This is a genomic window from Ruegeria sp. CI5 (genome assembly GCF_056536885.1).
The window spans coordinates 10,950-23,836 of record NZ_JBQFQN010000003.1 but is presented as its reverse complement, the minus strand read 5'-3'; the positions used below and the strand labels follow the sequence as shown (position 1 = coordinate 23,836).

At 61.0% G+C, this 12,887-nt stretch carries 11 protein-coding genes; 10 read left to right on the top strand and 1 reads right to left on the bottom strand.

The annotated features are described in order from the left end of the window. Position 1: 1 nt before the first annotated feature. From ACR0BA_RS10785 to rplA, 7 genes are all read left to right on the top strand, one after another. Positions 2-2,179: a heavy metal translocating P-type ATPase gene (locus tag ACR0BA_RS10785; RefSeq protein WP_480727903.1), complete on the top strand. Its 2,178-nt coding sequence runs from the start codon at positions 2-4 to the stop codon at positions 2,177-2,179. A 5-nt stretch (positions 2,180-2,184) separates the two neighbouring features. Then, positions 2,185-2,343, top strand: coding sequence for a cbb3-type cytochrome oxidase assembly protein CcoS (gene ccoS / locus ACR0BA_RS10780; protein ID WP_093964337.1), 159 nt, complete (start codon positions 2,185-2,187; stop codon positions 2,341-2,343). Positions 2,344-2,432: 89 nt separating this feature from the next. After that, the gene (secE, locus tag ACR0BA_RS10775) at positions 2,433-2,630 is read left to right on the top strand and encodes a preprotein translocase subunit SecE (protein WP_093964338.1); all 198 of its coding nucleotides are present in this window, start codon (positions 2,433-2,435) and stop codon (positions 2,628-2,630) included. A gap of 247 nt (positions 2,631-2,877) precedes the next feature. Then, on the top strand, positions 2,878-3,411 hold the full coding sequence (gene nusG / locus ACR0BA_RS10770) for a transcription termination/antitermination protein NusG (RefSeq protein WP_093964422.1): 534 nt from the start codon (positions 2,878-2,880) through the stop codon (positions 3,409-3,411). Between the two features lie 221 nt (positions 3,412-3,632). Then, positions 3,633-4,460 carry a DUF2189 domain-containing protein gene (locus tag ACR0BA_RS10765; protein WP_480727901.1) on the top strand — a complete coding sequence of 276 codons (828 nt, stop codon included), beginning with the start codon at positions 3,633-3,635 and terminating at the stop codon, positions 4,458-4,460. Between the two features lie 229 nt (positions 4,461-4,689). Continuing rightward, complete coding sequence (rplK, locus tag ACR0BA_RS10760) at positions 4,690-5,139, top strand: 50S ribosomal protein L11 (RefSeq protein WP_093964340.1); 450 nt, start codon at positions 4,690-4,692, stop codon at positions 5,137-5,139. Between the two features lies 1 nt (position 5,140). Continuing rightward, positions 5,141-5,839 carry a 50S ribosomal protein L1 gene (rplA, locus tag ACR0BA_RS10755; RefSeq protein WP_093964341.1) on the top strand — a complete coding sequence of 233 codons (699 nt, stop codon included), beginning with the start codon at positions 5,141-5,143 and terminating at the stop codon, positions 5,837-5,839. 65 nt (positions 5,840-5,904) lie between these two features. On the opposite strand, the gene ACR0BA_RS10750 is transcribed toward rplA, so the two are convergent. Then, entirely contained in the window at positions 5,905-7,176 is a 1,272-nt protein-coding gene (locus ACR0BA_RS10750) for a DUF2254 domain-containing protein (protein ID WP_480727899.1), read from the bottom strand. Between the two features lie 332 nt (positions 7,177-7,508). On the opposite strand from ACR0BA_RS10750, the gene rplJ reads away from it, so the two are divergent. From rplJ to rpoB, 3 genes are all read left to right on the top strand, one after another. After that, on the top strand, positions 7,509-8,027 hold the full coding sequence (gene rplJ / locus ACR0BA_RS10745; protein ID WP_093964423.1) for a 50S ribosomal protein L10: 519 nt from the start codon (positions 7,509-7,511) through the stop codon (positions 8,025-8,027). A gap of 79 nt (positions 8,028-8,106) precedes the next feature. After that, positions 8,107-8,484 carry a 50S ribosomal protein L7/L12 gene (gene rplL, locus ACR0BA_RS10740; RefSeq protein ID WP_093964343.1) on the top strand — a complete coding sequence of 126 codons (378 nt, stop codon included), beginning with the start codon at positions 8,107-8,109 and terminating at the stop codon, positions 8,482-8,484. Between the two features lie 251 nt (positions 8,485-8,735). Then, a complete protein-coding gene (rpoB, locus tag ACR0BA_RS10735) occupies positions 8,736-12,872 on the top strand; it encodes a DNA-directed RNA polymerase subunit beta (protein ID WP_093964344.1) in 4,137 nt (1,378 codons plus the stop codon). The last annotated feature ends 15 nt before the right edge of the window (positions 12,873-12,887 follow it).

The window sequence follows — 12,887 nt, the reverse complement described above, 5'->3', positions numbered from 1 at the left end:
GATGTCGTCGCAGGTGACATCCGGGACCGCAGCCTGTCCGGGCTGCATCGCGGCTCCGGCGGAACCGGCCAGGCCGGTACCGGTCGACGTTCAGATCGCGCTGTCACTGCCGGGCATTCATTGCTCGGCCTGTATTGCCAATGTCGAACGTGCGTTGAACGCGCACCCCGGCGTACAGGACGCGCGGGTCAACCTGACGCTCAAGCGCGCTCTGATCAAGGCGGGGCCCGAGGTTCGGGCAACGGACCTGATCCCGGTCCTCGATCGGGCCGGGTACGAGGCGCATGAGCTGGATCCGGGTGCCCTGTCAGCCACGCAATCGGACAAGGCCGGACGGGACCTTTTGATGCGGCTCGCGGTCGCCGGCTTTGCATCCATGAACGTGATGCTGCTGTCAGTGTCCGTATGGTCCGGCGCCACCGACGCGACGCGCGACATGTTTCACTGGATTTCGGCGGCCATCGCCCTTCCGACCATCGCGTTCTCGGCCCAACCGTTTTTTGCCAACGCGTGGAGCGCGCTGCGTGTTCGCCGCCTGAACATGGACGTGCCGATCGTTCTGGCAATCCTGCTGGCCTTGGTCACTTCGCTTTGGGAAACGGCGCTGAGCGGTGAGCACGCCTATTTCGATGCGGCTTTGACGCTGACGTTCTTTCTGCTGGCGGGGCGCTATCTGGATTACCGCACCCGTGCCGCGGCCCGCTCGGCCGCGGAAGAGCTGACAGCCCTCGAGGTGCCGCGCGCCATCCGTCTTGTTGACGGGGCCGAGCGCGAGGTCGCTGTTGCCGAACTGGCCGTCGGTGACCTGATCCTGGTGCGACCAGGGGGGCGGATGCCGGTGGACGGCAAGATCGCGACCGGTGAATCCGAGTTGGACCGGTCTTTGCTGACCGGTGAAACCCTGCCGGTATTCGCCCAGCCGGGAACACAGGTCAGCGCGGGTGAGGTCAACCTGACCGGGCCGCTGACCATTCAGGCAACGGCGGTGGGCGAAGAGACTTCGCTGCACCGCATGGCCGATCTTGTGGCCATCGCGGAATCCGGGCGGTCGCGCTATACGTCCTTGGCGGACAAGGCGGCCAAGCTTTATGCCCCCGGGGTTCATATCCTGTCCGCACTCAGTTTCGTTGGCTGGTACATCTATTCTGGCGATCTGCGCACAGCGCTGAACATCGCCGCCGCGGTGCTGATCATCACCTGCCCCTGTGCTTTGGGGTTGGCGGTTCCTGCGGTCACCACCGCAGCCTCAGGGAGGCTGTTCCGCAAGGGGATGCTGATCAAGGACGCCACGGCGTTAGAGCGGTTGGCCGAGGTCGACACCGTGGTGTTCGACAAGACCGGAACGCTCACATCAGGCGCGCCCCAACTGGTCAACGGTGGCGAACACACATGCCGTGAGATCGAGATCGCTCTGGCCTTGGCACAGGCTTCGGCGCATCCGCTGGCGGTCGCCCTGACCCGGGCCGCTCGGGCCGAGGGGTATACCCCGGCCGAGGTTGAAAACGTCACCGAAATTCCCGGTCACGGGACCGAGGGCCAGTTTCAGGGGCAACTCGTGCGGCTGGGCCGAGCCGAATGGGTGGGCGCGACGGAAGGTGATCACACCGCGGCCTGGTTGGCAGTGGGGGGCGATCGCCCGGTCGAGTTCCGCTTTGCCGACTCTTTGCGCCCCGGCGCCGCCGCCGCGGTTGCGGCTTTGCGTGATGCGGGCAAGGACGTCATCCTCATGTCCGGGGACACGACCAACGCCGTGAAAGCTCTGGCCGAGAAGCTGGGGATCGAGACCTGGATCGCGCGGGCACTGCCGCAGGACAAGGCGCGACACATTCAGAAGCTGGCAGACCAAGGCCGCCGGGTTTTGATGGTCGGTGACGGGTTGAACGACACAGCCGCGCTGGCGGCGGCCCATGCCTCGATCTCTCCGGCTTCGGCACTGGATGCGGCCCGTGTGGCTTCGGACATCGTTCTGCTGGGCAATGACCTGTCGCCGATCGCCGATGCCTGCCATACTGCTGTCCGGGCGACGCAGCGCATCCGCGAGAATTTTCAGATTGCGACGATCTACAATGTCATCGCGGTGCCTTTGGCCGTTGCCGGCCTTGCGACGCCCTTGATCGCGGCCTTGGCGATGTCCACATCGTCGATTACCGTATCCCTGAACGCTCTGCGCCTGAGGTGATCCTTATGGAAGTTCTGGCCTATTTGATACCGATTTCGCTGCTGTTGGGCGGTGTTGGGCTGGTGGCGTTCATCTACACGGTCCGCAGCAACCAATATGACGACCCCGAAGGCGATGCCCGACGGATTCTGAGCAACGAGTGGGATGATCGCCCCAAGTCCTGACCGGGTGCAATCGTGATGCCGACGGCCCTTGAAATTGCCGCAATGCCCGGCTATGTCCGGCCCATCCGCTAGCAGAGAGACCAAGCCTAATGGCCACCACAAACCCGATCCAGTTCATTCAGCAAGTCCGTGCCGAAGTTGCGAAGGTCGTCTGGCCGACGCGGCGCGAGGTTCTGCTGACCACGGTCATGGTGTTCATCATGGCGGCTCTGACTGCCGTGTTCTTTGCTCTGGTGGATCTGGGCATTCGCGGCGGTCTGCAACTGATCCTGGGTATGTTCAGCTAAAGCCGGCTGCCGGGTCCCGTCGGATCGCGCCGAGGTGCGCCCGCTTCGGGCGCCCGACCGGCACTGCCCCCTTGCACAGCAGGCAATGTCAGAGTAGTTCACGCGGGACCTTTCGGGATGGGCGTGCGGCGATTCGGACTGCGCGCCGCTTTTTATTCCGGAACACGCGGCCTGACCGCGACAAAATTTCAATTCAGGTGCGTCCGCCCGACGCGGCGCGCCAAAGGCAAACAAGGACGACAGGTTCATGGCGAAACGGTGGTACTCGGTCAGCGTTCTTTCGAATTTCGAAAAGAAGATCGCAGAGCAGATCCGCACGTCGGTGGCCGAGCACGGCCTTGAGGACGAGATCGACGAGGTTCTGGTTCCCACCGAAGAAGTGATCGAGGTGCGCCGGGGCAAGAAGGTCACGACTGAACGCCGTTTCATGCCCGGCTACGTACTGGTGCACATGGAAATGTCGGATCAGGGCTATCACCTGATCAACTCGATCAACCGGGTCACCGGTTTCCTGGGTCCGCAGGGCCGCCCGATGCCGATGCGCGACGCCGAGGTGAACCAGATTCTCAACCGTGTTCAGGAAGGTGAAGAAGCACCCAAGCTGATGATCAGCTTCGAGGTTGGCGAGAAGGTCAAAGTCAACGACGGCCCGTTCGAGGATTTCGACGGTATGGTCGAGGGCGTGGACGACGAGAACCAGAAGCTGAAGGTTACCGTCTCGATCTTCGGGCGCGAAACTCCGGTCGAGCTGGACTTTACGCAGGTCACCAAGCAGAGCTGATCTTTCCTGCAGGAACTGATCGTGCAGAAATCGAACGCGCCGCCGTAACAGGCGGCGCAACTGTTTCTGGTGGTTGCCGGTAAGGTTACGCCACAGCCTTGGCCGCTTGCCCTAACTCCTTGCCTGATGCACACTTGTGCTTGGTACAGGTATGACCGTTGCGCAGCCGGGCTCGTGGGCCAGAGGATTTGCGCGCAGTGATGCTTTGGGAGGACTCTGTCATGACATCCAAGGCTGCAGGCCCCACGCCACCCGACGAGCTGACCCTGCCTCAGCGGACGATCCCTGTGGTCAACACGGTCACCGCCGCCGACATCACCGACTCGCTGAAGGCCGGGTTTTCCGACTTTCTGGCGCGTCCCATAATGAGCGGATTTTTCGGACTGTTCTATGCCGTTTTCGGGTTTCTGCTGGTCTGGAGCCTGGTCTGGCTTGGCAAGATTTGGATGATCATTCCCGCCGTCGTGGGATTTCCGCTGGTCGCCCCTTTCGCCGCTGCAGGCCTCTATGAGATGTCGCGTCGACTTCAGGCCGGAGAGGATTTTGGCTGGTCGGAAATACTGACGGTCATGGCCAATCAGCGTAAGCGGGAGATGGGCTGGATGGCCTTCGTTACGCTGTTCGTTTTCTGGGTATGGATCTACCAGGTTCGGCTTTGGTTGGCGATCATCCTGCAGAATGCCTCGTTTTCGGATTTCGACGGTTTCCTGAACACCGTGTTCTTTACCCCCCAAGGCTGGGCTTTCCTGGCAGTTGGCACCTGCGTCGGCGCGTTTCTGTCCGCCGTTCTGTTTTCGGTGACTGTTGTTGCCATGCCCTTGCTGCTGGATCGCGACACCGATTTCGTAACGGCCATGCTTACATCGCTCCGTGTTGTCGCTGAAAGTCCTGTGGTCATGCTTGGCTGGGCGGCCATCATCTCGGTCACGATGCTGTTGTCGCTGGTGCCGGCGTTCCTTGGGCTTGTCTTTACGTTGCCGATCCTTGGGCATACCACTTGGCACCTCTACCAGCGCGCCGTTCAGCCGGAGGCGTCTGCCGGTCCATAGCGGGGGCGGAGCCTGCATGCCGACGAACGCCTTGGGAAGGCGGCTTCGCCAGCCATCCTGTTTTCATTGGCATGCTCTTGCCAACCCATTCGTTCCCCTGTAAACGCCGCCCCTATCGTCTTCGGGCGAGATTCTCTCGTGGGAGATCGCAGGGATCGCGATTCCGGATCGGACCACGCAACATAAAACCGGATGGGACGCGTCCCATTCACGTTGAAAGGAAAACCAAATGGCCAAGAAGCTTGCTGGTACGATGAAGCTGCAGGTTCCTGCAGGTCAGGCGAACCCGTCGCCGCCAGTTGGTCCGGCGCTGGGTCAGCGCGGCATCAACATCATGGAATTCTGCAAGGCGTTCAACGCCAAGACCGCAGACATGGAGCCCGGCGCTCCGTGCCCGACCGTGATCACCTACTATCAGGACAAGTCCTTCACCATGGACATCAAGACGCCGCCCGCGTCTTACTACCTGAAGAAGGCGGCCGGTCTGAAGCCGGTCGGCAAGCGTAACCGCCCCCGTGGCGCGGAGAACCCCGGCCGTGAGACCGTGGCAACCGTGACCACCAAGCAGGTGCGCGAGATCGCCGAAGCCAAAATGAAGGATCTGAACGCCAACGACGTCGAAGGCGCAATGAAGATCATCCTGGGCTCGGCCCGTTCCATGGGCATCGAGGTGAAGTAAGATGGCAAAACTCGGTAAACGTACCCGCGCAGCGCGCGAAGCCGTCGCCGGCAAGGAAAACCTGTCGGTCGAAGAGGCAGTTGCACTGGTCAAGGCCAACGCAACGTCGAAGTTTGACGAAACCATCGAAATCGCCATGAACCTGGGCGTCGACACCCGTCACGCAGACCAGATGGTGCGCGGTGTCGTCGGTCTGCCGAACGGCACCGGCAAGGACATGCGCGTTGCTGTCTTCGCGCGCGGCCCCAAGGCTGACGAGGCGAAAGAAGCCGGTGCGGACATCGTCGGCGCCGAGGACCTGATGGAAAGCATCCAGGCCGGCAACATCGACTTTGACCGTTGCATCGCAACCCCGGACATGATGCCGATCGTCGGTCGTCTGGGTAAGGTTCTGGGCCCCCGCAACCTGATGCCAAACCCCAAGGTCGGCACCGTGACCATGGACGTGAAAGCGGCCGTGGAAGCAGCCAAGGGCGGTGAAGTTCAGTTCAAAGCGGAAAAAGGTGGTGTCGTACACGCAGGCGTTGGCAAGGCGTCGTTCGACGAAGCCAAGCTGGCGGAAAACGTCCGCGCCTTCATCTCGGCCGTTGCCAAGGCGAAGCCGTCGGGCGCCAAGGGCACCTATATGAAGAAAATCGCGCTGAGCTCGACCATGGGCCCCGGCGTGACCGTGGATGTGGCGCAAGCTTCGGGCGAATAAGCTGACACTTTCTTTCGGAAATTCGAACCCCGGGCGGTCATGCTGCCCGGGGTTTTCCTTTGCTCTCAGATAGCAGGTTCGACTGTGACCTGATTGGGTATTTCGCGCACGCGTGCCTTGTCGGCCTCCAGCCTGAGGTCGCGCTCGGCAACGGTCAATGCCTGGTTCGCAGCCGCGTGGGCCGCGGTTGTCATTGCACCGTCTTGAGTCTGCGTCAGTCGGGTCAGCGCGCTGAGAATGGCCTCGTGGACTTCGACCTTGTCACCGGCATCCCGGGAAATGGCCGCATAAGCGTCACGCAGGAATGTGTCGATCGCGATCTCGGGGGCATGGATTCTCGGGAATTGCGGGTCGGCGGGCTGGGTGGGCCGCGAGCCAAGTGGGAGGAGAACCCGCAGCAACCTCTCGACCATCTGAATTGCAGTCATCGGGTCGTTGATACCCGGTGAGAGCGCGCGCTGCGCGATTTCGGACAGGGTTTGAATGCCAAAGCGGGGGTCTTGATTGAAGCTGCGCTCGGTCCCGATCACGAAGGCTTCCCGGATGGTTTCGCCATCCATTTTCCGGGTCGCTCTGGCCAGGGGTTGGCCTTCGGTCACGAACTGCCCCGGCAGCGCCATGATCCAGATTTCGCAGTCATTCTCTTCGGCGCAGGAATTCAGCATACCGACATCCACGTGGCGCACGTTCCCTGTCGAACTGGCCCGCACGTCGTGACCGGTTTGCGGAACATCCGCGGCGGCATGATACGGAACGGCGCCGAGGCACGGCAGTTCCATGGCTCGGGCCATGGTGTCCCTGGCGTTGTTTTCGATCTTGCGTGCCGTTTCGGAGATGCTGCCATAGCTGGGCAATTGGTCGATCCAGAGCAAGAGCGCCAGCGTCACCAAAAAGATCACCACCAAGGTGAACGCGAGCGCAACGGCGATGGATTGCTGGGTGTAAACCCCGGTTTCGACAAGGATCAGCGATACGAGCGCGAAGATGAATGCGCCGAGAAACGTGGCCAGCACATTTTGCGAGACACTGTCTTCTTCGATCACCTGCTGGGCGCGCGGGGAGGACTGGTTCGAGGCCCATCGCTGTGCCGCGACCATGATCGACAGCGAAAAGGTCGTGACCGCCAGCATGGACGACGCCAGAATGCCGAGGATCTTTGCCACGGCCTCGGTGCTCAGCCGTTGTGCGAGAAAGTCGGGGACGAAGCCGCCGAGGTAGGTGCCAATCCCCGCGCTGACCACGGCGAGAGCGGCGATCAGGCTGGTTCGAACCCATAATTGGCGAGAAATCTGACGAAACAGGAATTGCGGCTTGGAAATGGATTTCAACTTGATCATCCGTTGATCCTGTTCGGGTTTGCGGTCATTGTCTACCGGCTTGGGGTTCGGGCCAATTTACCCCTTGGAAACCCCGGCCATCTGCCCTAAAGAGGGCTGCGGAATAAAGCGTGCGATTCGTCGTGCGCTTTATTTCGTTTCGTCCAAGACGGTGGGTGGGTCCTTCCGGCCCCTTAATTCCCTGCCTGAGACGGGTAAGACCAAAGAATTTCGAGGGTCCTGACCCTCGGGCGCATTTTGGCCAATCCCGTAACAACGGACCTGAACGCCGGGGCGCAGCCCTCGGCAAATATGAGCCGGGGTGAAATATCGCCCCTAACTTGGAGAGAACTGTGGATAGAGCCCAGAAAGAGAAAGTGGTCGAGGAACTCGGCCAAATCTTCGAAAGCTCTGGCGTCGTAGTGGTTGCTCACTACGCCGGTCTGACAGTTGCCGAGATGCAGGACCTTCGCGCACGTGCTCGTGACGCGGGCGGCTCCGTGCGTGTTGCCAAGAACAGGCTCGCCAAAATCGCCCTCGACGGTAAGCCATGTGCGAGCATTGCTGACCTGCTGACGGGTATGACTGTTCTGACCTATTCCGAGGACCCCGTGGCAGCAGCCAAGGTGGCCGAGGACTTCGCCAAGGAGAACCAGAAGTTCGAGATCCTTGGCGGTGCAATGGGCGAGAACGCTCTGGACCGGGCTGGTGTCACAGCCGTGTCGAAAATGCCGTCGCGTGAAGAGCTTATTGCTTCGATCGTGGGCTGCATCGGCGCGCCTGCTTCGAACATCGCCGGTGCAATTGGCGCACCTGCAAGCAACATCGCAAGCATCCTTTCCACCATCGAAGAGAAGGCGGAAGCTGCGTAAGCGGTTGGCACTGAATGATCTGCGTGGGGCACATGCCCTGACGTTGGAACACACACTGTAAACGGAAAGAGCTGATACAATGGCTGATCTGAAGAAACTGGCAGAAGAGATCGTTGGTCTGACCCTGCTGGAAGCACAAGAACTGAAAACCATCCTCAAGGACGAGTACGGCATCGAGCCCGCAGCTGGCGGCGCCGTCATGGTCGCAGGCGCAGCTGGCGATGCCGGCGGTGCAGCTGAGGAAGAGAAAACCGAATTCGACGTCGTTCTGAAGAACGCCGGCGCTTCGAAAATCAACGTCATCAAAGAAGTTCGCGGCATCACCGGCCTGGGCCTGAAAGAAGCCAAGGAACTGGTCGAAGCCGGCGGCAAGATCAAAGAAGGCGTGGACAAGGCAGAAGCCGAAGAGATCAAGGGCAAGCTGGAAGCAGCTGGCGCCGAGGTCGAGCTGGCCTAAGCCTGTCTTTCGGTGCATCGCGGATGCGCCGTGGAACTTGGCTGGGCCCGGAGAAATCCGGGTCCAGCCGAACCTGTCTTAGAAAGGGCCTCATGTGCTGGGGCGTTTTCTAAGACGCGGTTCGCGGATCGGGAGGCTACCATTCGGGACGGTGGCCACGAATTGATCCGGACGTGTCGTCTCGTATGTGCAAGGCGCCGGGGCCCGACGGTGTTTTTGCCCGCTGAGAACATCGAAAGGTGACATCTGACATGGCTCAATCGTTCCTTGGCCAGAAACGTCTTCGGAAATACTACGGCAAAATCCGCGAAGTCCTGGAAATGCCGAACCTCATCGAGGTCCAGAAATCCTCCTATGATCTATTCCTGCGCTCTGGCGATGCCGACCAGCCGACCGACGGCGAAGGTATCAATGGCGTGTTCCAATCGGTCTTTCCGATCAAGGATTTCAACGAAACTTCCGTGCTGGAATTCGTGAAATACGAGCTGGAAAAGCCGAAATACGACGTTGAAGAGTGCATGCAGCGCGATATGACCTACAGCGCGCCGCTGAAGGTCACTCTGCGCCTGATCGTGTTTGATGTCGACGAAGACACCGGGGCCAAATCGGTCAAGGACATCAAGGAACAGGACGTGTTCATGGGCGACATGCCCCTGATGACGCCGAACGGCACCTTCATCGTGAACGGCACCGAGCGCGTGATCGTGTCCCAGATGCACCGGTCGCCCGGTGTGTTCTTCGACCACGACAAGGGCAAGACTCACTCCTCGGGCAAGCTGCTGTTTGCCTGCCGCATTATCCCGTACCGCGGCAGCTGGCTGGACTTCGAGTTCGACGCCAAGGACATCGTCTACGCCCGCATCGACCGTCGCCGCAAACTGCCGGTGACCACGCTGCTCTATGCCCTGGGCCTGGACCAGGAGGCGATCATGGACGCGTATTACGACACCGTGTCCTACAAGCTGAACAAGAAGAAGGGCTGGGTCACCCCGTTCTTCCCCGAACGTGTGCGCGGCACCCGTCCCACCTATGACCTGATCGACGCAAAAAGCGGTGAAGTGATTGCCGAAGCCGGCAAGAAGGTCACCCCGCGCGCGGTCAAGCAGCTGATTGACGAGGGCAAGGTCACCGATCTTCTGGTGCCGTTCGACCACATCGTCGGCAAGTTCGTCGCCAAGGACATCATCAACGAAGAAACCGGTGCGATCTATGTCGAAGCCGGTGATGAGCTGACGCTGGAATATGACAAGGATGGCGAGCTGATCGGCGGCACCGTGAAGGAGCTGATCGATGCCGGCATCACCGATATTCCGGTTCTGGACATCGACAACATCAACGTCGGTCCGTACATCCGCAACACCATGGCGCAGGACAAGAACATGGGCCGCGAAAGCGCGCTGATGGACATCTACCGCGTCATGCGCCCGGGCGAGCCGCCCACCGTCGAGGCTGCGTCGGCTCTGTTCGACACCCTGTTCTTCGACAGCGAGCGCTATGACCTGTCGGCCGTTGGCCGCGTGAAGATGAACATGCGCCTGGCTCTGGATGCGCCGGACACGCTGCGCACCTTGCGACGCGAAGACATCGTGGCCTGCATCAAAGCGCTGGTCGAACTGCGTGATGGCAAAGGTGACATCGACGATATCGACCACCTGGGCAACCGTCGTGTGCGCTCGGTCGGCGAACTGATGGAAAACCAGTACCGCGTCGGCCTGCTGCGCATGGAACGCGCCATCAAAGAGCGTATGTCGTCGGTCGAGATCGACACCGTCATGCCGCAGGACCTGATCAACGCGAAACCGGCGGCGGCCGCCGTGCGTGAATTCTTCGGCAGTTCGCAGCTGTCGCAGTTCATGGACCAGACCAACCCGCTGTCGGAAGTCACCCACAAACGCCGCCTGTCGGCGCTTGGCCCGGGTGGTCTGACGCGCGAGCGTGCGGGCTTTGAGGTGCGCGACGTGCACCCGACCCACTATGGCCGGATGTGCCCGATCGAAACGCCGGAAGGTCCGAACATTGGTCTGATCAACTCGCTGGCCACCTTTGCCCGCGTGAACAAGTACGGTTTCATCGAAACCCCCTATCGCGTCGTGAAAGACGGGCAGGTGACCGACGAGGTCCACTATATGTCCGCGACCGAGGAAATGCGTCACACCGTGGCGCAGGCCAACGCGACGCTGGATACGGATGGCAAGTTCATCAACGATCTGGTCTCGACCCGTCAGGCCGGTGACTACACGCTTGCCCCGCGCGAGAATGTTGACTTGATCGACGTGTCGCCGAAGCAGCTGGTCTCGGTTGCGGCCTCGCTGATCCCGTTCCTTGAAAATGACGACGCCAACCGGGCTCTGATGGGCTCGAACATGCAACGTCAGGCGGTTCCGCTGCTGCGGGCCGAGGCACCGCTGGTCGGTACCGGGATCGAGGAAAAGGTTGCGATCGACTCGGGTGCTGCGATCCAGGCGAAGCGTGCCGGTATCATCGACCAGGTCGATGCCCAGCGTATCGTTATCCGTGCCACCGAAGATCTGGAACTGGGCGACGCTGGCGTTGACATCTATCGTCTGCGCAAATTCCAGCGGTCGAACCAGAACACCTGCATTAACCAGCGTCCGCTGATCAAGGTGGGTGACACCGTCCAGAAGGGCGAAGTCATTGCCGATGGTCCGTCGACCGATATGGGTGAACTGGCCTTGGGTAAGAACGTGGTCGTCGCGTTCATGCCGTGGAACGGTTACAACTACGAAGACTCGATCCTGATCTCGGAACGTATCGCACGTGACGACGTCTTTACCTCGGTCCATATCGAGGAATTCGAAGTCGCCGCCCGTGACACCAAGCTGGGTCCGGAAGAGATCACCCGCGACATCCCGAACGTCGGTGAAGAAGCGCTGCGCAACCTCGACGAGGCGGGCATCGTTTACATCGGTGCGGATGTTGAGCCGGGCGATATTCTGGTCGGCAAGATCACTCCGAAGGGCGAAAGCCCGATGACCCCGGAAGAAAAGCTGCTGCGCGCCATCTTTGGTGAAAAGGCATCTGACGTGCGCGATACCTCGCTGCGCGTGAAACCGGGCGATTACGGTACGGTCGTCGAAGTCCGCGTCTTCAACCGTCACGGCGTCGAGAAAGACGAGCGTGCGCTGCAGATCGAGCGTGAGGAAGTCGAACGTCTGGCCCGTGACCGGGACGACGAACTGGCGATCCTCGACCGCAACATCTATGCGCGTCTCAAGTCGATGATCCTGGGCAAAACCGCCGTCAAGGGGCCGAAAGGCGTCAAGGCGGGGTCGGAGATCACCGAAGAGCTGCTCGAATCGCTTACCCGCGGTCAGTGGTGGCAGCTGGCGCTGGAAGACGAGAAGGACGCTCAGATCGTCGAAGCTCTGAACGAGCAGTATGAGGTGCAGAAGCGCGCCCTGGATGCCCGTTTCGAGGACAAGGTCGAGAAGGTCCGCCGTGGCGACGACCTGCCGCCGGGCGTGATGAAGATGGTCAAGGTCTTCATCGCCGTGAAGCGCAAGCTGCAGCCGGGCGACAAGATGGCCGGCCGTCACGGGAACAAGGGTGTGATCTCGAAGGTCGTGCCGATGGAGGACATGCCGTTCCTTGCGGATGGTACTCCGGTCGACTTCTGTCTGAACCCTCTGGGCGTGCCGTCGCGTATGAACGTCGGTCAGATCCTTGAAACCCACATGGGTTGGGCCGCGCGCGGTCTGGGTCTGAAGATCGACGAGGCGCTGCAAGAATACCGCCGCTCGGGCGACCTGACGCCGGTCCGTGACGCGATGAAACACGCCTATGGCGAGGATGTCTACGAAGAGGGCATCAGCGGCATGGACGAGGATCAGCTGATCGAAGCGGCCAGCAACGTGACCCGCGGTGTTCCGATCGCAACCCCGGTCTTTGACGGCGCCAAAGAGGCCGACGTCAACGACGCGCTGATCCGCGCCGGTTTCTCGGAAAGCGGTCAGTCGATCCTGTTCGACGGTCGCACCGGCGAGCAGTTCGCGCGTCCGGTGACCGTAGGCATCAAGTACCTGCTGAAACTGCACCACCTGGTGGACGACAAGATCCACGCGCGTTCGACCGGGCCGTACAGCCTGGTGACCCAGCAGCCGCTGGGCGGCAAGGCGCAGTTCGGTGGTCAGCGCTTTGGTGAGATGGAGGTCTGGGCTCTGGAAGCTTACGGCGCCGCCTACACCCTGCAGGAGATGCTCACCGTGAAATCGGATGACGTCGCCGGTCGGACCAAGGTCTATGAGTCGATCGTCAAGGGCGAGGATAACTTCGAGGCGGGCGTACCGGAATCGTTCAACGTTCTGGTTAAAGAAGTCCGTGGCCTCGGCCTGAATATGGAACTCCTGGATGCGGAGGTTGAGGAGTAAGGGCGCTGCCCTTTC

Excerpts from the sequence above, each read along its gene's own strand:
- nusG (WP_093964422.1), top strand. The coding sequence starts at position 2,878 with ATGGCGAAACGGTGGTACTCGGTCAGCGTTCTTTCGAATTTCGAAAAG.
- rplL (WP_093964343.1), top strand. The coding sequence starts at position 8,107 with ATGGCTGATCTGAAGAAACTGGCAGAAGAGATCGTTGGTCTGACCCTG.
- rplA (WP_093964341.1), top strand. The coding sequence starts at position 5,141 with ATGGCAAAACTCGGTAAACGTACCCGCGCAGCGCGCGAAGCCGTCGCC.
- ACR0BA_RS10765 (WP_480727901.1), top strand. The coding sequence starts at position 3,633 with ATGACATCCAAGGCTGCAGGCCCCACGCCACCCGACGAGCTGACCCTG.
- ACR0BA_RS10785 (WP_480727903.1), top strand. The coding sequence starts at position 2 with ATGTCGTCGCAGGTGACATCCGGGACCGCAGCCTGTCCGGGCTGCATC.
- ccoS (WP_093964337.1), top strand. The coding sequence starts at position 2,185 with ATGGAAGTTCTGGCCTATTTGATACCGATTTCGCTGCTGTTGGGCGGT.
- rpoB (WP_093964344.1), top strand. The coding sequence starts at position 8,736 with ATGGCTCAATCGTTCCTTGGCCAGAAACGTCTTCGGAAATACTACGGC.
- secE (WP_093964338.1), top strand. The coding sequence starts at position 2,433 with ATGGCCACCACAAACCCGATCCAGTTCATTCAGCAAGTCCGTGCCGAA.
- rplK (WP_093964340.1), top strand. The coding sequence starts at position 4,690 with ATGGCCAAGAAGCTTGCTGGTACGATGAAGCTGCAGGTTCCTGCAGGT.
- ACR0BA_RS10750 (WP_480727899.1), bottom strand. The coding sequence starts at position 7,176 with ATGATCAAGTTGAAATCCATTTCCAAGCCGCAATTCCTGTTTCGTCAG.